Raw genomic sequence first — 22,519 nt, 5'->3', positions numbered from 1 at the left:
TAGCACTTTGTCAAGTTATTACTATTATTTGAAGCATAAATTTGCTTAGTATTCAGGTCTTAAGACACCAGTTGACGAATATTCTTGAGGAGCTTTGTCTAGGACGATATTGATAATCGCTTCCGCTTCTTGACGATTACAAGCCACAAGAGGCAAGCGTAGGGGACCAACAGCAAATCCCAGTTCATTTAAAACAGCTTTGACGGGTGCGGGACTTGGCTGTGAGAATAAAGCATTCACTTTTGGCAGGAAACGACGATGAATTTGGGCTGCTTTCTTAATATCATTCTCAGCAATAGCCCTAAACATATCAAAAATCTCAGGACCGTTTGTATGTGAAGCCACACTAATCAGACCATCAGCCCCTAAATTCATGGCATGAAAGGCTTGCCCATCTTCACCAGAATAGATAAGAAAATCTTTGGGTTTATTTTCAATCAAATATGCCAAGTGGTCTAAGTTACTACAATCTTTGACACCAATAATATTGGGATGTTTTGCCAGCCGTAATAAGGTATCAGGATGTAAGTCGACTACAACACGACCCGGAATGTTATAAATGATAATGGGTAAGGTGCTAGCATCAGCAATGGCTTTAAAATGCTGATAAAGACCTTCCTGACTTGGTTTATTATAATATGGAACAATGGCTAAACCGGCAGCAAAACCACCGAATTCAGCAACTTCTTTAGCGAAGTCAACGGAATCCCTGGTATCATTAGTGCCAATTCCGGCAATCAATGGAACGCGACCATTTACAATCTTCTGTACTTCCGCAAAGAGTTCCAATTCTTCTTCGTGTGTTAAAGTTGGACTTTCGGCAGTGGTTCCTGCTAGGAGCAAGGCTTGGCTGTGATTTTCCAAAAGATACTCTATTAATTTGGGTAAAGCAGCAAAATTAATGGAACCATCGTCATTAAATGGCGTAACTAAAGCTGTAATGAGTTGACAATTTTGTAATTCTTCAAGTGACATGGCGAAACCTTTCATATGGTGCCAGTAAGATGAAACATCTTAAGAGGAGGATTATTTTATTTCAAAAACCATCTCTTCTGTCGGCTTGACTAACTGACGGTCATGTAAGGTTTCTGCAATTTGAACGGAATTCCAAGCAGCACCTTTTAACAAATTATCTGATACTACCCACATATGAATGCCCTTTTCAGCATCCAAATCTTTTCTAACTCGTCCAACAAAAGTTTCTTTCTGACCTACGGCTTGGACAGCCTGAGGGTAAACTTGGTTTTTGGGATCATCTTCCAAAATAGCCCCAGGGAAGGCCGAAATGGCAGCTTTTACTTGGTCAATGGGAGCCACTTCTTTAGTTTCAATGTAGATAGATTCTGAATGAGCTGAGAGAACCGGTATGCGAACACAGGTTGCTGAAACTTGGATGTTTTCGTCTGACATGATTTTTTTCGTCTCATTAGTCATCTTCATCTCTTCGTAGGTATAATCATTATCAGTAAAGAGATCAATTTGAGCTAAGGCGTTAAAGGCAATTGGGTAGTGTTTCTTGTCCCCACCTGAAGGTAAGATATTAGCAGCTACCTCTTTAGGATTGACGCCATCATTAATGACTTGAGCATACTGGTTTAATGTCTCATTAATGGCTGATTGGCCAGCACCTGATACGGCTTGATAGGTTGAGACAATAATCCGGTCCAGTCCCCATTTTTGACGGATTGGTTCTAAAGCCACCATCATTTGGATTGTTGAACAATTTGGACAAGCAACAATTCCTTTATGTCCATCTAAGGCATCAGGATTAACTTCAGGAACAACCAAGGGAACTTGGGGATTTTGTCTAAAATAAGAGGTATTATCTACAACAACAGCTCCAGCCTTAACAGCATATGGTGCAAATTTAGCTGAAGTTGACCCACCAGCAGAAAAAAGAGCAATGTCAACACCCTCAAAAGAGTCTTCACAGGTTTCTTCAATAGTGATTTCTTGTCCCATAAAAGTAAGGGTTTTGCCTACAGAGCGTGCCGAAGCAAGTAAACGAAGTTTTTCAATTGGCAAAACTGATTCTTCTAGCATTTTAATCATTTGTGTACCGACCGCACCAGTTGCGCCGACGACTGCTACTGTATATCCCATGATAGACCTCTTTTCTTAAACATTCTGATATATTTAAAATATTCAAAATTTTATATAAATGTTATTATAGCGTATTTTTATCCAAATGAAAAGAATAAAAAAAATCCCTGTCCAAAGACAGGGATTTGGGGCATTCAAAGAATGTGATAAAAAGGTTCACACAGTTTATCAAAGTCGGCTCCTGCCTTAATGACCTCCCCGCGCAATAATGGTTAAAAAAACCATAATCGACTCATCGCATAGACCTATTCTAACAGAAAGGTACAGAGATTACAAGAGAGGTGCAATTGTTTTTACTAAAAGACCAATTAATTTTTGATACCAAGGTCTTTCTTTTAAGGCTTGATAAGTAACCAGCTGAGATTTTGATTCTGTTTCTTGGTAGTCTTTAAGCATGTCAGCAATGGTTGAAACACGATAGAGATAAGTTGCACATTCAAAATGATGATATAAACTACGGTAATCAAGGTTGATAGAACCCACTACTGCCTTAATGCCGTCGCTGACAAATAGTTTCGAATGGACAAAACCCGGTTGGTATTCATAAATCTTAACACCAGAATCCATTAAAGATTTATAGTAAGTTTTGGCTAAAGCATAGGGAATGGCTTTATCAGGTTTACCGGGCATAATAATGCGAATATCAACTCCACGTTCAGCAGCAAATCGAATGGCATGTTCCATCTCGCTATCTAAAATTAAGTACGGAGTCATGATGTAAACATATTCTTTTGCATGATTAAGAATATCAATATAAACATTCTCCCCAATCTTATCAGTATCCAAGGGTGAATCCCCATATGGAATCAAGAAACCATCCGAAGAGATAAGGTTATTGTGTTCCTTTAAATATGGTTTGATAATGAATTCTTTTTCAGTTATTGACCACATTTGCAAGAACAAAATCAAGTATGAATCAACTGCTTCACCCTCAACACGGAGTCCGGCATCTTTCCAATGACCAAAACGGTCCAATTCATTGATATATTCATCGGCTAAATTAATGCCCCCGGTATAAGCAATTTCACCATCTATAACTACTATTTTTCGGTGATCACGGTAGTTATAATAAGTTGAAATAAAAGGTGAGATTGGTAAAAAGGCTTTACCTTGAATACCAATTTCAGCTAATCGTTTGGCGTAGTCTGATGATAAGGTTGACAATTCAGTCATTCCGTCATAGAGGACACGAACTTCCAAACCTTCTTTAACTTTTGCTTCTAATATAGCAAGAATTTCACCCCACATTAAGCCTTCAGCAATAATGAAGAATTCGAGAAAGATGTATTCTTTGGCATTAAGCAAGTCTTCTTTTAAATCTTCAAAAAAGTCTTCGCCTCCTGGATAATAGCGTGTTTGACTGTTGTTATAGACTGGAAAACTCGCTCTACTGCGTTTTAAATATTGAACCAGATGATAGGTTGTAGAGGTTTTATCCTTTAAAATATCAACGACTGCTTCATCATCCTTCAAATATGGACGACTCTCTTCGACTAACTGATTAATCCGTTTTTTTAGTCCTCGGTAGCCCCAATCAAGTTTGGTATAAATCAACATCAAAGAACCAAAAAGCGGTGCAATCATAATAAGGATTAACCAGGTCACTCTTGAAATAGCATCCATTTCACTGTTAACCAAATATAAGACGATTAAGACAGTGAATATTGAACCTAACATGGTTAGCCAATAGTGATATTGTTCCATCCAAACATAGGACTGCATCAAAAAGAGGATTTGTAATAATATGAGTAGGGCAATTAATGTGGCACGACTAAAAATACCACGTAAGAATCCAAGCTTACTTTTGTGAAGTAAGTGTTTCACTTTGATTTTTTTATTTATCTTATGGCCCTCCTATTAATAGTTAAGAAGTATTATAGCACAATTTTTATTAGACATAGAACTTATTCTCTTTCTGTCACAGTTATTGTAACAGTATCACCAATTGACTTTCCGATAGCTTTTTGAATGTCTTTTCGAATACCAATAATATAACAAACATTTCCTTCTTCATCCTTAATACCCATATTGACAACGGAACCATTATAAGGATAATTATCAAAAGTAACATGGACTTTTGCTCGACCTTTTCCGAATTCTTCTCGAACATTGTAAGGGAAAATGGTATATGCCCCTCCTTTTTCTGGAACAGCATAGATTTTTGATTGATAGCTATAAATTTTTGAACTCATCCGTATCTCCTTTGGCTTAAGTCTAGCAAAAAATTCATATTTTGTCAGTTTTATTTAAAGACAAAAAAAGAGGAAGCCTCCTTCCTCCATTTTATATATACTATTAAAAGAGACCAATGGCTGTTCCATCATCAGCGACATCCATGTTTAATGCTGCTGGTGCCTTAGGCAAACCTGGCATTGTCATGACATCACCGGTTAAGGCTACAATAAAACCAGCTCCAGTCTTAGGAACAAACTCACGAATTGTAATATCAAAACCAGTTGGTGCTCCTAGTAAGAATTGATTATCTGAGAAACTATATTGTGTTTTAGCCATACATACCGGCATTTTATCCCAACCAAATTCAGCAAACTGTTTCAATTGTGTTTTAGCTTTAGCTGAGAATTGGACTGCATCACCACCATATATATTTTTAACAATTTTTGTTACTTTTTCTTCAACACTATCTTGATCATAATAAAGACGTTGATAATTTGATTTCTCACTCTCAATGACTTTAACAACTGTTTCTGCTAGTGCAACCCCACCTTCTGCTCCATTAGCCCATACGCTTGCTAATTCAACAGGAACATCTATAGACTGGCACAATTCCTTCAAGGCAGCAATTTCTGCTTCGGTATCTGCTACAAACTCATTGATAGCTACTACTACTGGAACACCGTATTGACGCATATTTTTGACGTGGCGTTCAAGGTTGGCAAATCCAGCTTTTACAGCTTCAACATTTTCTTGATTTAAATCAGTTTTGGCAACTCCACCATGCATCTTCAATGCTCTAAGAGTCGCTACAACAACGATCGCATCTGGTGTCGTTGGAAGGTTAGGCACTTTGATATCCAAGAACTTTTCAGCTCCCAGGTCAGCACCAAATCCTGCTTCAGTTACGGTATAGTCGGCTAATCGCAAAGCTGTTGAGGTAGCAAGAACTGAGTTACAGCCGTGAGCAATGTTAGCAAATGGACCACCGTGGACAAGGGCTGGCGTGCCATAAATAGTTTGTACCAAGTTTGGCTTGATAGCGTCTTTAAGAATTAAAGTGAGAGCACCTTCTACTTTTAAATCACGAACATAAATTGGTTTACGATTGAAGTCATAAGCGACAACAATACTCGCTAAGCGCTCTTTCAAATCTTTAAGGTCGGTAGCTAAACATAAAATAGCCATGATTTCAGAAGCTACCGTAATGTCAAAACCATCTTCACGAGGAACACCGTTGACAGGGCTACCTAGACCAACGATAACTTGACGTAAGGCACGATCATTAAGGTCCAAGACACGTTTCCAAATGATGCGACGTTGGTCAATACCAAGTTCATTACCTTGTTGTAAATGATTATCAATTAAAGCAGATAAAGCGTTATTTGCTGTTGTGATGGCATGCATATCTCCAGTAAAATGAAGGTTAATATCTTCCATTGGGAGAACTTGGGCAAAACCACCACCAGCTGCTCCACCTTTTATTCCCATAACAGGACCAAGAGAGGGTTCTCTAAGGGCAATCATGGTCTTTTTACCAATTTTATTTAAGGCATCAGCAAGTCCAATACTCATTGTAGACTTACCTTCACCTGCCGGTGTAGGATTAATGGCAGTCACAAGGATTAATTTCCCTACTGGGTTGTTAGCAAGGGAATTAATTTTATCAAATGATAATTTGGCTTTATATTTACCATAAAGCTCGATATCATCGACACCGATTCCAACCTTTTCAACAATCTCTGTAATTGGTTTTAATGGGACACTCTGGGCAATTTCGATATCTGATTTCATGTTTTACTCCTTTTGGTTATCAAACTAATATAGTTATTATAACATACTTTTTGATAATGCTAATTATTTTCACTTGTAGCTTATTTAATGTTCGTTTTTAATCTGTTTTTATGACTCATTTACTTTAATACCAAGACAACTCAATTATAAAAACGAACTATGGGTTGTTATTTCTCATTCCCTGATATTTCATAAAACCGAGGTCACTAAAGGATTTTTCAATACTTAAGTCACTTTCTAGCAGTTGACTTAAATTAGCCATTACTTCCGGTTTCACACTTGGATAAGAAATTGATGATGACTGCGCACCTGCTTCAGTATAAAGATCATAAATTAATTGACCTCGTTGATTCTGGTTGCCGTTCACGCTAAGATAAACAGAAACTAACAAGGCATCTTTTTTCATCTTTTGGCAATGCCAGCAAACTTTTGTCCATCGATACTTAAATCAAATTTTCCTGGACAATAGGAGTTATCAATTTGATAGGCTTCAATTGTTTTACCAAAGGGTGCAAAAGTCTTTTTAATTAATTCCACCATTAATTCGTAACCTTCGGAAATACGAAAATTCTCTTGATTTATTGGAAGACAAATTGAGAAATTAAGTATTCCTGAATCTGCTACTACTGCTAAACCACCGATATTTCGAACAGCAATGCGATAGCCTTGCTTCTCAATAAAGGCATTTCCCTTTTCTAAATCGGGTAATTGTTGATCTAACAAGCCGAGGATGACAGTTTTTTCAAAAGGCCAAAAATAGACAATGAATTGGTTGAGATTATCATTTATTTCCTCTAGCAATACTTGAGAATATGCTAGTGCTTGATCAATGTCATTTGCGTGTCTATCTTGAATAATTTTTTTAATAGGTAAATGACTAAAGTCTCTTAATCTTTTCATATCTACTCTTTTCATCTTGATTTCTTGTCTCTATTTTAGCCTAATTCATTGGAATATGCTATCAAGAATAGCTATGAAATCAGGAGTTAAAACGGTTACTTAAATAGTCGATTTATGATAAAATATCTTTATGAAAATTTTAATTACTTCTGGCGGAACTACCGAAAAAATTGATTCCGTTCGTGGCATTACCAATCATTCGACTGGCAAATTAGGTAAAATTATTGCTGAGACATTTTTAAGGAAAGGTCATCAGGTTTCTTTAGTCACAACTGAAAATGCTGTCAAGCCTGAACCCAATGATAATTTAAGTATTTATCAGATTTCAAATGTTGCTAGTTTGATGGAATCACTAGAACCCTTAGTCAAAAATCATGATATCTTAATCCATAGCATGGCTGTATCCGATTATACTCCTGTTTATATGACCGACTTTGAAAATCTTAAAAATACCAAAGATTTAGGGTCACTATTGCAGGAAAGAAACACGGAATCCAAGATATCTTCCAATTCCGACTATCAAGTCCTTTTCCTGAAAAAAACACCTAAGCTCATTTCCTTGGTTAAAGACTGGAATCCAGCTATCCAGTTAATTGGTTTCAAATTACTGGTTAATATTAGTAAGGAAGAATTAATTTCAGTTGCTCGCGCTAGTTTAAGAAAAAACCAAGCAGCCTATATTGTAGCTAACGATCTCAGTCAGATTAAGGGTAATCAACACAAGGCCTATCTTGTTTCAGCAAATGATGCGATTGTTTTAGAAACAAAGGATCAAATTGCTGAAGCTATCTATCAGAAAGTGAGTAAGAATGACTAAAAATATTACACTGGCTGTAACGGGTAGTATTTCTGCCTATAAAGCTGCAGATTTAACTAGTCTCTTAACTAAAGCTGGTTACAATGTGACTGTCCTTATGACGGAAGCTGCCCAAGCCTTTATCACACCGCTTACCTTACAAGTTTTATCTAAAAATACTGTCCATCTTGATGTCATGCGAGAAGATGATGTTTCTATTGTCAACCATATCGAGCTTGCTAAAAAGACAGATTTATTTCTGCTAGCGCCTGCGTCTGCTAATACTATTGCGCATTTAGCTTACGGCTTTGCAGATAATATTGTGACCAGTGTAGCCTTGGCCCTTCCCCAAGAAACGCCAAAGTTCTATGCACCGGCTATGAATACAAAAATGTTTTTGCATCCTGCAACCCAGGAAAACATGAAACGCTTGGAGTCCTATGGTTATCAGCAAATTCAACCAAAATCTGCTCTTTTAGCATGTGGCGATGTTGGTGTTGGCGCCTTGGCTAATGTAAATGATATTTATCAGCAGATTATAAGTTATTTCGAAGCCTAAATCATCTCAGTATTTGTGACATATTATTGTAATAATATTTTTTTAAAAAATTTTAATGGAGAGTCTTTTTAATGAAAAACAGAAAATCGTCAGATATTGCAACAATCTCAATCTTTTTTGCCATCATGTTACTGATTCATTTTATCAGTTCATTCGTCTTTAATATCTGGCCAGTGCCAATCAAACCTACTTTGGTTCACATTCCAGTCATTGTCGCATCGATCATTTATGGTCCAAAAATCGGCAGTATTCTTGGAGGCTTAATGGGAATCATTAGCCTTATCACCAACACAATCGTTCTTTTACCAACAAGTTATCTTTTCTCACCTTTTGTTGAGCATGGTAACTTATACTCACTCATGATTGCGATTGTTCCACGTGTTTTAATTGGTATCACACCTTACTTCTGCTATAAACTCTTTAAAAACAAAGCTGGACTTATTACAGCAGGGATTGTAGGGTCATTAACCAACACTATCTTTGTTCTTGGTGGAATTTTCGTCTTCTTTTCAAGTGTCTTTGGAGGCAATATCAAGGCCCTACTGGCAGGGATTGTTTCAACCAATGCCATCGCAGAAATGATTATCTCAGCTATTGTTGTTTTGGCTATTGTACCTACCCTTTCAAAATTAAGGAAATAGAAATAATAGTAAAAAGCATGGATCTTCAGGATCCGTGCTTTTTTGAAAGTAGTTATTTGAAAAATAATTGTAAGTTTACACCGAAAATTAGTGATTTTTGCTCTTGAAAATGGTATACTGAAAGCGTTTAAAAAGTAATAAGGAGAAAGCTAATGTCTTATACAGAGAACTTTGAAAAATGGTCCAAGGTAACTAATCTTCCAGATTATCTCCGTGAGGAACTTTCACAAATGGATGAAAAAACCAAGGAAGATGCCTTTTATACAAACCTTGAATTTGGTACTGCTGGTATGCGTGGTATCATTGGTGCTGGAACTAATCGCATCAATGTTATTGTTGTCCGTCAAGCTACTGAAGGATTAGCAAAACTATTAGAATCTAAGGGAGAAGACATCAAAAAACGTGGTGTTGCTATTGCCTATGATTCCCGCCACTTCTCTCCAGAATTTGCCTTTGAATCAGCTCAAGTTTTAGCTGCTCATGGTATTAAGTCTTATGTTTTTGAAAGCTTACGACCAACCCCAGAATTATCTTTTGCTGTTCGTCACTTAAACGCTTTTGCCGGTATTATGGTGACTGCTAGTCACAATCCTGCACCATTTAATGGCTACAAGGTATATGGGGCTGACGGTGGCCAAATGCCTCCTGCTGATGCGGATGCTTTAACAGATTACATTCGTGCAATTGAAGACCCATTCTCAATTGCTCTGGCTGATTTAGAAGAATCAAAAGAAAATGGTTTGATTGAAGTCATCGGTGAAGCTGTCGATCTTGAATACTTAAAAGAAGTTAAAGATGTTAACATTAACCAAGACTTAATTAATGAATTTGGTAAGGACATGAAAATTGTCTATACACCTCTTCATGGTACTGGTGAAATGTTAGCTCGTCGTGCTTTAGAACAAGCTGGTTTTGAATCCGTTGAAGTTGTTGAAGCGCAAGCCAAACCAGATCCTGATTTTTCTACTGTTAAATCACCAAATCCAGAAAGCCAAGCAGCCTTTGCAATGGCTGAAGAATTAGGGCGTCAAGTTAATGCTGATGTTTTAGTCGCAACAGACCCAGATGCTGACCGTCTTGGAGTTGAAATTCGTCAAGCTGATGGATCTTACTGGAATCTTTCAGGTAACCAAATTGGTGCTCTTATCGCTAAATATATTTTAGAAGCTCATAAACAAGCTGGTACTTTACCTACAAACGCTGCCCTTGCTAAGTCAATTGTTTCTACTGAATTGGTGACAAAAATTGCTGAAAGCTATGGCGCTACTATGTTTAACGTCCTAACTGGCTTCAAATTTATTGCTGAAAAAATTCAAGAGTTTGAAGAAAAACACAATCACACTTACATGTTTGGTTTTGAAGAAAGTTTCGGCTACCTTATCAAACCATTTGTTCGTGATAAAGATGCCATCCAAGCCGTTCTAATGGTTGCTGAGATTGCAGCTTACTACCGCTCACGTGGTCTTACACTAGCTGATGGTATTGATGAAATCTATAAAGAATATGGCTACTTTGCAGAAAAAACAATCTCAGTTACCCTTTCAGGTGTTGACGGGGCTGCTGAAATTAAAAAAATCATGGATAAATTCCGTGAAAATGCACCAAGTCAATTTAATGCAACTGATATCGTTTTAACTGAAGATTTCCAAGCTCAAACAGCTAAATCAGATCAAGGGACTATTGCTTTAACAACACCACCAAGTAATGTCCTTAAATACACACTTGCTGATGATTCTTGGTTTGCCGTTCGTCCTTCAGGTACTGAACCAAAAATTAAATTCTATATTGCAACAGTTGGTGACAGTTTAGAAGAAGCTAATGCTAAAATTGCTACTATCGAAGAAGAAATTAATGCCTTTGTTGGCTAAATAGAAAAGGAAGTCTTTGACTTCCTTTTCTATTTGTCTGATATTAGTAACTGAATCATTCGCAAAAAGGAAATTAGCTTTCATATTTTCAACAAATATATCTTGAAATATATCTTGCTATGCAAGTCTCCCTTCCTCTCAGAAGCCAAAAAAAAAGAGCCCTAGGCTCTTTTTTATTTTGATTTGATATAATTAACACCATCAGCTTTTGGCGCAACTGCTTGGCCAAAGAAGGCTGCTAGGATGACAATAGTCACTAGGTAAGGTGCAATTTCAAGATATACTCTTGGAATTTTTTCTAACAGTGGCAACTGAGCACCAATAACTGCTAAACTTTGAGACAAGCCAAAGAATAAACTTGATAACATAGCACCAATTGGATTCCACTTACCAAAAATCATTGCTGCTAGTGAAATGAATCCAGGACCTAGGATTGTCGTAATGGCAAAGTTAACAGAGATAGACTGAGCATAAATGGCTCCGCCCATTCCCCCAAGGAAACCAGAAATCATAACACCGTAGTATTTCATCAAATAAACGTTGATCCCTAACGTATCTGCTGCTTGTGGGTGTTCGCCGACAGAACGTAGACGAAGTCCAAAGCGTGTTTTATAGAGGATATACCAAGCCAAGAATGAAAAGGCAATGGCTAAGTAGCCAACAAGTGTTGTGTTTTTGAAGAAGATTGGACCTAGTACTGGAATATCAGATAAAATCGGAAAATCAAATTTACCAAATGAAGCCTGAATATTATCAGTTTGTCCTTTTCCATAGAAAACCTTAACCAAAAAGATGGCTAAAGATGGAGCTAATAAGTTAAGTACTGTACCTGAAACAATATGGTCTGCTCGGAAATTAATAGTCGCTACGGCGTGGATTAGTGAGAAAGCAAGTCCTACTAAGCCACCAACTAGTACTGCTACCCAAGGTGTTGCTTTTCCTAAGGTTTCAGCAAAGGTTAAGTTGAAAATGATACCTGAGAAAGCACCTATTACCATGATACCTTCTAATCCGACATTGACTACTCCAGATCTTTCTGAAAAAGTTCCTCCAATACTAGTGAAAATAAGAGGTGTCGCATAGATGAGCATTGATGATACCATCAATGAAAGAATTGTTACAATTGACATCTTATTTACCTCCTTTCACTGTTGGTTTTTTACTTCTAATCATGAAGCGTTCAATTAGGTAATGTGCTCCGACGAAGAAGATGATTGAAGCTGTTACAATTTTAACCAATTCAGGTGGAATTCCCGCAATATTCATTCCGGGTGCACCGATATTCAAGACACCAAATAAGAATGATGAGAAGAATATTCCGATAGGGTTATTTGCTGCAAGCAAGCTTACCGCCATACCATCAAAACCAATGGCTAATGAACTTGATTGAACAAAGACATTTTCAAAGGTCCCAAGTCCTTCTACAACTCCTCCAAGACCTGCTAATGCACCTGAAGTAATCATTGATAAGATAATAGTTCTCTTAGATGAGATACCCGCATACTCACTGGCATGAGGATTCAAACCAACTGAGCGAATTTCAAAACCTAAGGTTGTTTTATTCAGTAAGTACCAGATTAAGACGATTGCTATCAAGGCGAAAAAGATACCAATGTTAAGCCTTGAGTTATTAGTCAATTCTGATAACCATGGGCTTTGGTAACTAGCATTCTGACTGACCTGAATAGTTGAGTCAATACTTTGTTTAATATTTTTGGCAAATCCTTTTTGGATGACAGCATTACCAACATACAAAATAATGTAGTTCATCATGATGGTAACGATAACCTCACTAGTTCCAAGATAGGCTCTCAAGATACCTGGGATTGCGCCAGCGATTCCCCCTGCAATCATACCGATGATAATCGTAAGGATGATCAATAGTGGACGAGACATATCTGGATGCGAAAGGGCGAACCATACTGATGAAATCCAGCCCGCTAAGGCTTGTCCTGAAAGTCCAATGTTAAAGAATCCAGCGCGACTTGCTACAGTGAAGCCAAGGGCGATAAGAATCAGTGGACCCATTGCTCTTAAAATTTCACCAATATTTTTGACACTTCCAAAGGCAATTTGAAAGAGTCCTTCATAACCCCAAATAGGATCATATCCGAAGATAAACATGATAATTGCGCCAAGTACAAATCCAAGTAGTACGGAAATGACCGGAACAGCAATTTGTTGTGCCTTTTTAGACATTTTCTTCCTCCTTATCAATCGAACCACCAGCCATTAAAATACCTAGCTCTTGTTTATTTGTGGTTTCTGGAGAAACAATCCCCTGAATTTTACCATCATGAATAACGGCAATCCGATCTGATAAATTTAATATTTCATCTAATTCGAAACTAACGACAAGAACCGCTTTACCTTTATCACGCTCTTCAATCAGACGTTTATGAATGTATTCGATTGCTCCTACATCCAAACCACGTGTTGGCTGACTGACAATTAATAAATCTGGATCACGATCAACTTCCCTAGCGATAATAGCTTTTTGTTGGTTACCACCTGAAAATCCTCTTGCAGGAACTAGTTCACTAGCACCACGAACATCAAATTCCGCCATCAATTTACGGGCGTAATCGTTAATTTTATTATAATTTAAGATTCCATTTTTACTTAATGGTTCTTTATAATAGGTTTGCAAGGCAGTATTTTCTGCTAATGACATGTCTAAAATAAGACCATCACGGTGTCTGTCTTCAGGTACATGACCAACTGATAATTCTGTAATTTTACGAGAAGAATAATGTGTGACATCTTGACCTTTGATGGTAATGGCACCAGATTTGACTTTTCGTAAACCTGTGATAGCCTGAATTAACTCACTTTGACCATTGCCATCAATACCAGCAATCCCAACAATTTCTCCAGCTTTGACATCTAGTGATAAACCTTTAACTGCAGGAACACCACGGTTCTCATCTACAATTAAATCTTTGATAGAAAGGATAACATCTTTAGGAACTGCAGGAATTTTACTTGTTGTAAAGGAAACAGAGCGACCAACCATCATTTCTGCTAATTCTTTGGAACTAACACCCGCAACATTTGCTGTTTCAATAGATTTACCACGTCTAATAACAGTAACTCGATCGGCAACAGCACGAATTTCATCTAATTTGTGTGTGATTAAGACAATAGACTTACCTTCTTTGACCAAGTTTTTCATAATCGCCATCAATTCTTGAATTTCTGATGGCGTTAAAACTGCAGTTGGCTCATCAAAAATAAGAATATCTGCTCCTCGATATAAAGTTTTTAGGATTTCAACACGTTGTTGAGCTCCAACCGAAATATCAGCTACTTTTGCATGAGGATCAACAGCAAGTCCATATTTATTAGATAAATCAAGAATATCTTTACTTGCTTGTTTTAAATCTAAGCGTCCATTTTTGACTGTTTCATTACCTAGAATAATATTTTCAGCAACAGTAAATGCTTCCACTAACATGAAATGTTGGTGAACCATGCCAATTCCTAAACGTGATGATTTTGAAGGGGAGTCAATTTGAACAGATTGTCCATTAATAATAATCTCTCCTTCAGTCGGTTCTAAAAGACCAGCCAACATATTCATTAATGTTGATTTTCCTGCTCCATTCTCACCTAATAAGGCATGGATTTCGCCTTTTCGAACATCTAAATTAATATGGTCATTTGCGACAAAATCACCAAATTTTTTCGTAATTTCTTTCATTTCAATGACATGTTGTGTCATAGGATCGGGCTTCCTTTCAATTCACACTTTTATTTCAGTAAAGCCTGCCACTAGTCGCAAGCTTTACTGAGACAAAAATTGTCTCAGTCTAAAAAGAGCGACCGACTAAGGTCGCTCAACATTTAGGATTATTTTTCTGGAACTTTGACGTCGCCAGCAATAATTTTATCTTTTGCTTCTTTGATTGCTTTTACAGCATCGTCAGAAAGGTTAGTTGCTGCTAAGTCAACACCACCGTCTTTAAGACCATAAACTGTAGTTTTTCCACCTGGGAATTTATCTTCTTCAACAAGTTTATTGATAAGTTGAACTGATTTCCCAACTTGTTTGATTGATGATGCTAATACAAAGTTAGCTTTTTTGCCATCTTTAGAAGTGTAGTTACCTTCATCTTTTTGGTCACGGTCTACACCGATAACCCAAACTTTTTCAGATTCAGCTTTTTTCTCATTTTCAGCTTTAGCTTCGTTAAACACACCAGCACCAGTACCACCAGCTGCTTGGTAGATTACGTCTGCGCCACCAGCATATTGTGCTGCAGCGATAGTTTTACCTTTAGCGGCATCAGCAAATGAACCAGCATAATCAACTTTAACTTTGATAGTATCGTCAACTGATTTAACACCAGCAATGAAACCTTTTTCAAAACGAGTGATTACTGTACCTTCCATACCACCGATGAAACCAACAGTTTTAGTTTTAGTTGTTTTAGCTGCTGCAATACCTGCAAGGTAAGCTGCTTCATGATCAGCAAATGTTACACTTGCAACATTGTCTTGACCTTCAACAACATCATCAACGATAACATATTTAGTGTCAGCGTTATCTTTTGCTGCTTTAGAAATTGAATCTTTAAGAGCGAATCCAATTCCGTAGATTACTTTGTAACCATCTGCTACTGCAGTATCCATGTTTGTTGCATACTCAGATTCGCTATTAGATTGGAAGTAGTTGAAACCAGAACCTTTTTTAAGTCCGTTTTCTTTACCCCAAGCTTGCATACCTTCCCAAGCTGATTGGTTGAATGATTTATCATCAACACCACCAGTGTCAGTAACCATAGCTACTTTTAAATCTGTTTTAGCATTTTTGCTATCAGATTTTGAAGGACCGCGATGGCCACATGCTGCCAAACTCAATAAGGCTACAGAAGCTAAACTAAGACCAATAAATTTCTTGTTCATGAAAATGAACCCTCCTAAAAATGTTTCTAGCAATCACTTGCTGAAATAATATATATAGCCTTATGGCTAAATAACAAAATTTAAGTCAGATTATGATAAATCTGTAAAAGAATATGGAAGTAACTCACCAACAGTTGTTAAACTAGTCGAACCGTCTTTTGCAATAAGAGTTACTTTAGCTGTCGGTGCAAAAAATTCTGTCATAACTTGACGACAGGCACCACAAGGGGAAACGGGCTCATGCGTTTTACCAAAAATGGCAATTTCAGTCAATTCTTTATAGCCTTCAGAAACAGCCTTGAAAATAGCAGTTCTTTCAGCACAATTGGTTAAACCAAAACTAGCATTTTCAATATTACACCCTGTGAAAATTTTCCCGTCACTTGTTAAGAGTGCGGCTCCTACAGGGAAATGAGAATATGGAACGTAAGCATTTTTGCTAGCTTCCACAGCTTCAAGTTCAATCTTAGTAGCCACCATTTGCAATTTCTCCGTTGATAATTTTCACACCAGACGAAGTTCCAATTCTTGTAGCACCAGCCTCAATAAAAGCTAAAGCATCTTCAAGAGATCGAGCCCCACCAGCTGCTTTAACACCAATATCCGGACCTACTGTTTGACGCATTAACTTAACATCAGAGACAGTTGCACCACCAGTTGAAAAACCAGTTGATGTTTTAACAAAATCTGCACCAGCATTTACAGCCAGAGTACATGCTTTTACTTTTTCTTCATCTGTTAATAAACATGTTTCAATAATAACTTTAACAAGTTTATCTCCGCTTGCATCAACTACAGCTTTAATATCTTTTTCTACAGTTTCAAAATCGCCTTGTTTGAGGGCACCGATATTAATAACCATATCAATCTCGTCTGCCCCATTAGCAATAGCATTTTCCGTTTCAAAAGCTTTAGTAGCTGAAGTAGTCGCTCCTAATGGAAAACCAACTACCGTACAAACTTTAACGTCCGTACCTGATAACTCATTTGCACAATAAGATACCCAAGATGGATTGACACAAACGCTTGCAAAATCAAATTCTTTTGCTTCCTCCAACAATTGATCAATCTGATCTTTAACACTATCTGCTTTCAATAATGTATGATCAATGTATTTATTTATATTCATAGTTTACCTCAATAAATGATTTCTAAAATCTCTTTAGGAGCAATTTGCTCTACTCCTATTTTAACATTTTTTTCGAATTCTGTAATCACATTTTGACATAATTCCTGGTTAGAATAGATGACTGCAATACGATCTCCGCTTGTGACTTTGTCACCAACTTTTTTATCAAAAACAATCCCTGTTTCATAATCTAATGGATCGGTTTTGACAGCTCGACCTGCACCCAGTTTCATAGCAAACAGACCAAATTCTAAGGCTGGTATTTCCGAAACGTAACCACTATCTTTGGCAAAAATCTCAACTTTATGACTAACATTCACAGGTCGGTAAAGATCATCCAAATCGCCACCTTGGCTTATAATCATTTCCTCAAACTTTTTAAGCGCTTGACCTGACACCAAATGATCCTTAATATCATCTAGTGATTTGCTAACACCTGCAAGTTCTAGCATTTGCTGTCCTAATTCACAGATAAAATCAGTGACATCAGCTCTACCTTTCCCTTGCATAATTTGAATTGCTTCTAATACCTCTAGACGGTTACCAATAGCTTGTCCAACAGGTTGACTCATATCAGTAATAACTGCTATTGTTTTACGTCCAACTTCTTTTCCTAAGTCAACCATGAGACGCGATAATTTTTCAGCATCCTCAAGTGTCTTCATAAAAGCACCGTCACCAACAGTAACGTCCAATAAGATGCTATCAGCACCAGCAGCAATTTTTTTGCTCATCACTGAGCTAGCAATTAATGGAATAATATCAACCGTTGCAGTGACATCACGAAGTGCATATAAAAGTTTATCAGCCTTAACCAATTGATCAGATTGACCAATAACGGACAAGCCAATATCTTGTACTTGTTTAATAAAATCTTCCTGGCTAATGTTGATGTTATATCCTTTTATAGACTCTAATTTATCAAGTGTTCCACCTGTATGACCCAAACCGCGACCGCTCATTTTGGCAACGGGTACACCAAAACTTGCGACTAAAGGAGCTAAAATTAAGGTAACTTTATCACCCACTCCACCAGTTGAGTGTTTATCAGTCTTCACTCCTGATATAGCTGATAAATCAATTTGATCACCAGTTGCTACCATGCTCATGGTTAAATCTCTGGTTTCGCGAGTAGACATTCCTTTGAAATAAACCGCCATAGCGAAGGCAGACATTTGATAGTCCGGAACATCTCCTTTAGCATAATTTGAAATTAACCATTCTATTTCTTGAGTTGACAATTCCTTGCCATCTCTTTTTTTCTGTATTAAATCTACGGCTCTCATGCTTTAACACTCCTTAAAATATAATAGCCTTTATCTTTTTTTAGTATGTCCACATTCCCAAAAATGCTATCCATTTTTTCTTTAGCACTAGGTGCTCCTTGTTTTTTTTGAATCACAATTGTCAGATCGCCATTAGCATTTAGAAAATCATAAGCCTTTTCAATAATTTCATGGACAACCTTTTTACCAGCCCTGATAGGAGGATTGCTGATGATATGGTCAAAGGAACCTTTCACTTGTTCATATATATTAGATTGATAGATCGTAACAGTGACATTATTTTTAAGGGCATTCTTTTTTGCCAATTCAATGGCACGATTATTGATGTCAATTAAGGTCGCTTCAACACCTTGCACTTTAGCTAAACTAATGCCTAGTGGACCATAACCACAGCCCACATCAAGTAACTTTTCTCCTTTTTCAAAAGATAGTGTAGAGAGCAGGACTTGACTCCCAAAATCAATCATTTTTTTTGAAAAAACACCAGAATCAGAATAAAAAGTAAAAGATTGATCCAAAAGGACCACTTTTAATTCATGGATGTCATGTTGACTATCTGGATTTTCATCGTAATACATTTTACTCATAGCGTTTCCTATCCATTTTAGATGCTTATACATTCTAACATACTTTGAAATGGTTTACAAGACGCTTGTTTTTCAAGCTTTCTTACACTATTGTTCGTAATAAGCGAACATTACGATTTATAATTATTAAAGATTTATGAATATCTGAATGTAGCGCTTACATGCTTGCTAAATATGTGAATTTCCCAAATAATAGTTGAAAATTTTTTTAATTTTTTTTTCAACATGATATAATAAGCCTACTGTCACTCAAATAGGAGATCATATGACTAACGAATTTATCAATTTTATCAAAATGACTCGAGAATCTTGGAAATTACTCCATCAAAAATCGCGTCCCTTATTAACTGAAGATGAGCTAGAAACCATTAAGAGTTTAAACGATAACATTAATATTACTGATGTTATTGAAGTTTATTTACCACTACTTAATTTGATTCAAATTTATAAAATCAATCAAGAGAATCTTTCTTTCTCCAAGAGTCTTTTTTTGAAAAAAGATGCTCATTATAGACCGTTTATCATCGGAATATCTGGCTCAGTGGCTGTCGGCAAATCAACAACAAGTCGCCTACTACAACTGCTATTATCCAGAACATTCAAATCTAGCAAGGTAGAATTAGTTACGACAGATGGATTTCTATACCCAAATGATTATCTGACAGAACATGGTATCTTAAATCGCAAAGGTTTTCCTGAGTCATATAATATGGAACTCCTTCTCAACTTCCTAGATGCTATGAAAAATGGAGTGACCACTGAAGTCCCAGTCTACTCCCATGAAACTTACGATATTTTATCAGATACAAAACAGACAATTGAAAGTCCTGACTTTTTAATCGTTGAAGGGATCAATGTTTTCCAAAATCAACAAAATGATCGCCTATACATGAATGATTACTTCGACTTTTCAATCTATATTGATGCCGACAGTAAACATATTGAAAATTGGTATATTGAACGCTTTGAAAGTATTCTTGATCTAGCAAAAGATGATGAGACCAGTTTTTATACAGAATATGCTGCAATGCCACGCGATGAAGCAGTTGCTTTTGCAAAAGAGGTTTGGAAGACGATTAACCTGGTCAACTTAGAAAACTATATTGAACCTACTCGAAATCGGGCCCAGATCATCCTTCACAAAGCATCTGACCATAAAATTGACGAAATTTTCATCAAAAAATGAATATGACTTGCCAAACAAACATTATTTCTATATAATAGTGTAGTTAGATTAATACGGAGGTGAAAACATTGGCAAATATTAAATCAGCTATCAAACGTGCAGAATTAAACATTAAAGCAAACGAAAAAAATTCAGCACAAAAATCAGCTATGCGTACTGCTATCAAAGCATTTGAAGCTAACCCAACTGAAGAGCTTTACCGCGCTGCTTCTTCAAGCATCGACAAAGCAGAATCAAAAGGTTTGATTCACGCTAACAAAGCTAGCCGCGATAAAGCACGTCTTGCTGCAAAACTTGGCTAATAAATATCCAATGAAAACTCCACCAGGAGTTTTTTCTTTTTAACAAATATTAAAACAGCAAGGAAGAATTAGCTTCCTTGCTGTTTTTTAGTTTATTGGTAATTTAACTTCAAATAGTGTTCCTTTAGGGTGATTGTCCTTAACTTGAATACTCCCTTTTAAAGCATTAACGATTTGCTGGGCTAAAGCAAGCCCAAGACCAAATCCCCCGCGACTTCGTGTTCTAGCCTTATCAACCCTGTAAAAACGGTCGAAAATTTTCTTTTTATCAGAATCTTTAATACCGGGACCATTGTCCTCAACTCTTAGTGTAAGGTAACGATCCTTGCTAGTAATCGACATTTTAATCTGGCCGTCATCATCCGTATATTTAATAGCATTATCAAAAAGAATAGTCATAACCTGCTTCATCAAAGACTTGTCCATTTTGAATGTCTTTGTAATAGTGTTACTTGCTTCAAAACTCTTACCATATTCTTCGGCGATTAACTGGTAATTCTCAAAAATAGCGTCGAAAAAGGGGCGTCCTACTAGTTCCAATTCTGGTTTAATGCCATCATCCCGACGGGCTAAATTAAGCAAATTCGTCGTCAGAAGTCTCATATTTCGAACTTCATCTAAGCTAGACGCAATAGCTTCGCTATTATCAAGAATACTTTCATTGGGCTTACGGAAAAGAGATTCTAAGCGATTTTGAAGCACGGCCAAAGGCGTCCTTAATTCATGACTGGCGTTCTCAACAAACATCTTCTGCTTTTCATAACTTTCAAGAATGGGTTTACTACTCCAATTAGCCAAATAGATACTTGCTAAAATCGAAATCAGCCAGAAAATGGCCATAACCACAATAATAATAGTTTCATAACGCTCACTCGTTTTTTCAGACTGTTCCACGTTAACAACAGCCATTAAATAAGCAACCGAAGGATAGTTGTTCGAATTAACCCTAACCGTAATGGTATGAAATTTTTCTTCATGACCATAGTAATTGACTAAGCGACGGGTCTTTATCTCATTCAAATCACTACGCTTAAAGGAGAAATTGTGAAAGTTTGAGAGAGCATCAAAAGTATTAATGACTGTTCCATTTGAACTGAACAAAATAATATCAGTATTAGCAACTGGTTGATCCCCGCCTTTTCCTTTAATATCATCAAAATTGGTTTTGATATTGAGGTCTTGACTGTAGAAATAAAAGGAAGAAATCCGTTCCATCGTTCGATCTGCGTAAGTAGTTGCATTGTTAGCTACCGCTGTTAAGCTAGAATCGACTGAAGAATAGACCCCGACTTTCATAATTTGTAAAATGATAATCGTCATGACCACGAAAATTCCAGTAAAAACAGCAAAAAAATGGAAAAAACGGTCAAAGTTATCAGATTTAAGAATTGCTTTATATTTAGTCATTTGTCTTTAGAATATAGCCAACACTTCTAAGTGTTTGTAAATGAGCAGCAAAATCTGTTTTTTTTAATTTTTTGCGGATTTTAGAAACATAAACCTCGACGACAGAAATTGTAGTATCACTATCAAAACCCCAGATGCGATCAAAGATTTGTGATTTGGGAAGAATAACATTCTGATTTTGCAATAAATAAATCAGCAAATCATACTCTTTTCCCAGTAATTCGACACTCTTATCGTTTACCATAACGGCATTACGGTCTAAATCAACCGTTAAATCACCGTAAGTGATAAGATGTTGATTGAACTTGCCAGTTCGCTTCAATAGGGCTTGGATGCGCATTTTTAATTCTTCCAAGTAAAAAGGTTTAGTCAAATAATCATCAGCTCCAAGTTCAAAACCATGTCCCTTGTCATCTAAGCCTTCTTTGGCAGTCATAATAAGGACAGGCGTTTTGATATCTTTTTCCCGCAATTCTTTGAGTACTTGGAAACCATTTTTTTCAGGAAGCATCAAATCTAATAAAATCAAATCATAGACGCCACTCTCAGCTTCAAATAACCCTTCATCCCCATCAAAAACCTGGACCACATCTGCAAAATCATCTAAAAAATCAAAAATGGAATTTGATAAACTAAGATCATCTTCTACAAGTAATATTTTTATCATCGTTACTCCTATTACTTTACAAGTCTTGCAAAGCATTATTATTACTATAAATCATACCACAATTGCCTTAACTTTTTCTAAAAATAGGCCGTAAAAGCTAGAATATGAGAAAAAATTGATCCCCCACCCAATAGTTTGGATAGCATTTAGCTCTGCTAAAGAGCATTCATTTGAAAGCTTACAATTGCTTAGCAGCTAGAATTAGATTTGAATC

23 protein-coding genes are annotated in these 22,519 nt (G+C 36.7%); 6 read left to right on the top strand and 17 right to left on the bottom strand.

Translation table 11 applies throughout. From position 1 onward, the window contains the following. Positions 1 to 45 precede the first annotated feature (45 nt). The 7 genes from dapA to A9Q68_RS10645 all read right to left on the bottom strand — a co-directional run bounded on the left by dapA (position 46) and on the right by A9Q68_RS10645 (position 6,969). Positions 46 to 975 carry a 4-hydroxy-tetrahydrodipicolinate synthase gene (dapA, locus tag A9Q68_RS02515; RefSeq protein ID WP_071793716.1) on the bottom strand — a complete coding sequence of 310 codons (930 nt, stop codon included), beginning with the start codon at positions 973 to 975 and terminating at the stop codon, positions 46 to 48. Positions 976 to 1,026: 51 nt separating this feature from the next. After that, the gene (locus A9Q68_RS02510; RefSeq protein ID WP_071793084.1) at positions 1,027 to 2,103 is read right to left on the bottom strand and encodes an aspartate-semialdehyde dehydrogenase; all 1,077 of its coding nucleotides are present in this window, start codon (positions 2,101 to 2,103) and stop codon (positions 1,027 to 1,029) included. Positions 2,104 to 2,373: 270 nt separating this feature from the next. Continuing rightward, positions 2,374 to 3,945 (bottom strand): cardiolipin synthase, encoded by a 1,572-nt coding sequence (cls, locus tag A9Q68_RS02505; RefSeq protein WP_071793083.1) that lies wholly within the window; start codon positions 3,943 to 3,945, stop codon positions 2,374 to 2,376. A gap of 62 nt (positions 3,946 to 4,007) precedes the next feature. After that, positions 4,008 to 4,295: a DUF1905 domain-containing protein gene (locus tag A9Q68_RS02500; RefSeq protein ID WP_071793082.1), complete on the bottom strand. Its 288-nt coding sequence runs from the start codon at positions 4,293 to 4,295 to the stop codon at positions 4,008 to 4,010. Positions 4,296 to 4,398: 103 nt separating this feature from the next. Next, positions 4,399 to 6,069, bottom strand: coding sequence for a formate--tetrahydrofolate ligase (locus tag A9Q68_RS02495; RefSeq protein WP_071793081.1), 1,671 nt, complete (start codon positions 6,067 to 6,069; stop codon positions 4,399 to 4,401). A gap of 157 nt (positions 6,070 to 6,226) precedes the next feature. Continuing rightward, positions 6,227 to 6,475, bottom strand: coding sequence for a hypothetical protein (locus A9Q68_RS10650; protein ID WP_106403991.1), 249 nt, complete (start codon positions 6,473 to 6,475; stop codon positions 6,227 to 6,229). Next, positions 6,472 to 6,969 carry a lipoate--protein ligase family protein gene (locus A9Q68_RS10645; RefSeq protein ID WP_165605219.1) on the bottom strand — a complete coding sequence of 166 codons (498 nt, stop codon included), beginning with the start codon at positions 6,967 to 6,969 and terminating at the stop codon, positions 6,472 to 6,474. The genes A9Q68_RS10650 and A9Q68_RS10645 overlap by 4 nt, the downstream gene beginning before the upstream one ends. 130 nt (positions 6,970 to 7,099) lie before the next feature. On the opposite strand from A9Q68_RS10645, the gene A9Q68_RS02485 reads away from it, so the two are divergent. The 4 genes from A9Q68_RS02485 to A9Q68_RS02470 all read left to right on the top strand — a co-directional run bounded on the left by A9Q68_RS02485 (position 7,100) and on the right by A9Q68_RS02470 (position 10,833). Further along, positions 7,100 to 7,786, top strand: coding sequence for a phosphopantothenate--cysteine ligase (locus tag A9Q68_RS02485; RefSeq protein ID WP_071793080.1), 687 nt, complete (start codon positions 7,100 to 7,102; stop codon positions 7,784 to 7,786). Continuing rightward, positions 7,779 to 8,324, top strand: coding sequence for a phosphopantothenoylcysteine decarboxylase (gene coaC, locus A9Q68_RS02480; protein ID WP_071793079.1), 546 nt, complete (start codon positions 7,779 to 7,781; stop codon positions 8,322 to 8,324). Before A9Q68_RS02485 ends, coaC begins: the two co-directional genes overlap by 8 nt. A 71-nt stretch (positions 8,325 to 8,395) precedes the next feature. Next, positions 8,396 to 8,965 (top strand): ECF transporter S component, encoded by a 570-nt coding sequence (locus A9Q68_RS02475; protein WP_071793078.1) that lies wholly within the window; start codon positions 8,396 to 8,398, stop codon positions 8,963 to 8,965. A 152-nt stretch (positions 8,966 to 9,117) separates the two neighbouring features. Then, complete coding sequence (locus tag A9Q68_RS02470) at positions 9,118 to 10,833, top strand: phospho-sugar mutase (protein WP_071793077.1); 1,716 nt, start codon at positions 9,118 to 9,120, stop codon at positions 10,831 to 10,833. Positions 10,834 to 11,006: 173 nt separating this feature from the next. Here A9Q68_RS02470 and A9Q68_RS02465 read toward each other — a convergent pair whose 3' ends face one another. The 8 genes from A9Q68_RS02465 to A9Q68_RS02430 all read right to left on the bottom strand — a co-directional run bounded on the left by A9Q68_RS02465 (position 11,007) and on the right by A9Q68_RS02430 (position 18,743). Next, positions 11,007 to 11,963, bottom strand: coding sequence for an ABC transporter permease (locus tag A9Q68_RS02465; RefSeq protein ID WP_071793076.1), 957 nt, complete (start codon positions 11,961 to 11,963; stop codon positions 11,007 to 11,009). A 1-nt stretch (position 11,964) separates the two neighbouring features. Then, positions 11,965 to 13,032 carry an ABC transporter permease gene (locus A9Q68_RS02460; RefSeq protein ID WP_071793075.1) on the bottom strand — a complete coding sequence of 356 codons (1,068 nt, stop codon included), beginning with the start codon at positions 13,030 to 13,032 and terminating at the stop codon, positions 11,965 to 11,967. Next, entirely contained in the window at positions 13,025 to 14,557 is a 1,533-nt protein-coding gene (locus tag A9Q68_RS02455) for an ABC transporter ATP-binding protein (RefSeq protein WP_071793074.1), read from the bottom strand. Before A9Q68_RS02455 ends, A9Q68_RS02460 begins: the two co-directional genes overlap by 8 nt. A 128-nt stretch (positions 14,558 to 14,685) precedes the next feature. Continuing rightward, positions 14,686 to 15,741, bottom strand: coding sequence for a BMP family lipoprotein (locus A9Q68_RS02450; RefSeq protein WP_071793073.1), 1,056 nt, complete (start codon positions 15,739 to 15,741; stop codon positions 14,686 to 14,688). A gap of 90 nt (positions 15,742 to 15,831) precedes the next feature. Further along, entirely contained in the window at positions 15,832 to 16,221 is a 390-nt protein-coding gene (locus A9Q68_RS02445) for a cytidine deaminase (RefSeq protein ID WP_071793072.1), read from the bottom strand. Beyond that, positions 16,208 to 16,870 (bottom strand): deoxyribose-phosphate aldolase, encoded by a 663-nt coding sequence (gene deoC, locus A9Q68_RS02440; protein WP_071793071.1) that lies wholly within the window; start codon positions 16,868 to 16,870, stop codon positions 16,208 to 16,210. Before deoC ends, A9Q68_RS02445 begins: the two co-directional genes overlap by 14 nt. An 8-nt stretch (positions 16,871 to 16,878) precedes the next feature. Then, complete coding sequence (locus A9Q68_RS02435) at positions 16,879 to 18,156, bottom strand: pyrimidine-nucleoside phosphorylase (protein WP_071793070.1); 1,278 nt, start codon at positions 18,154 to 18,156, stop codon at positions 16,879 to 16,881. Further along, a complete protein-coding gene (locus tag A9Q68_RS02430) occupies positions 18,153 to 18,743 on the bottom strand; it encodes a class I SAM-dependent methyltransferase (RefSeq protein ID WP_083426017.1) in 591 nt (196 codons plus the stop codon). Before A9Q68_RS02430 ends, A9Q68_RS02435 begins: the two co-directional genes overlap by 4 nt. A 265-nt stretch (positions 18,744 to 19,008) precedes the next feature. Here A9Q68_RS02430 and coaA point away from each other — a divergent pair, with 265 nt between their 5' ends. Next, positions 19,009 to 19,929, top strand: a complete 921-nt coding sequence (gene coaA / locus A9Q68_RS02425; RefSeq protein ID WP_071793068.1) for a type I pantothenate kinase — start codon at positions 19,009 to 19,011, stop codon at positions 19,927 to 19,929. 59 nt (positions 19,930 to 19,988) lie between these two features. Further along, the gene (gene rpsT / locus A9Q68_RS02420) at positions 19,989 to 20,231 is read left to right on the top strand and encodes a 30S ribosomal protein S20 (RefSeq protein ID WP_071793067.1); all 243 of its coding nucleotides are present in this window, start codon (positions 19,989 to 19,991) and stop codon (positions 20,229 to 20,231) included. 87 nt (positions 20,232 to 20,318) lie between these two features. Here the strand turns inward: rpsT and A9Q68_RS02415 are convergent, their stop codons facing one another. Together A9Q68_RS02415 and A9Q68_RS02410 are read right to left on the bottom strand one after the other, a co-directional pair. After that, on the bottom strand, positions 20,319 to 21,638 hold the full coding sequence (locus A9Q68_RS02415) for a sensor histidine kinase (protein WP_071793066.1): 1,320 nt from the start codon (positions 21,636 to 21,638) through the stop codon (positions 20,319 to 20,321). Beyond that, positions 21,631 to 22,305, bottom strand: a complete 675-nt coding sequence (locus tag A9Q68_RS02410; protein ID WP_071793065.1) for a response regulator transcription factor — start codon at positions 22,303 to 22,305, stop codon at positions 21,631 to 21,633. The genes A9Q68_RS02415 and A9Q68_RS02410 overlap by 8 nt, the downstream gene beginning before the upstream one ends. Between the last annotated feature and the right edge of the window lie 214 nt (positions 22,306 to 22,519).

It is taken from the genome of Streptococcus bovimastitidis (genome assembly GCF_001885095.1).
GTDB lineage: Bacteria > Bacillota > Bacilli > Lactobacillales > Streptococcaceae > Streptococcus > Streptococcus bovimastitidis.
This window is presented reverse-complemented; position numbering and strand designations above follow the sequence as displayed.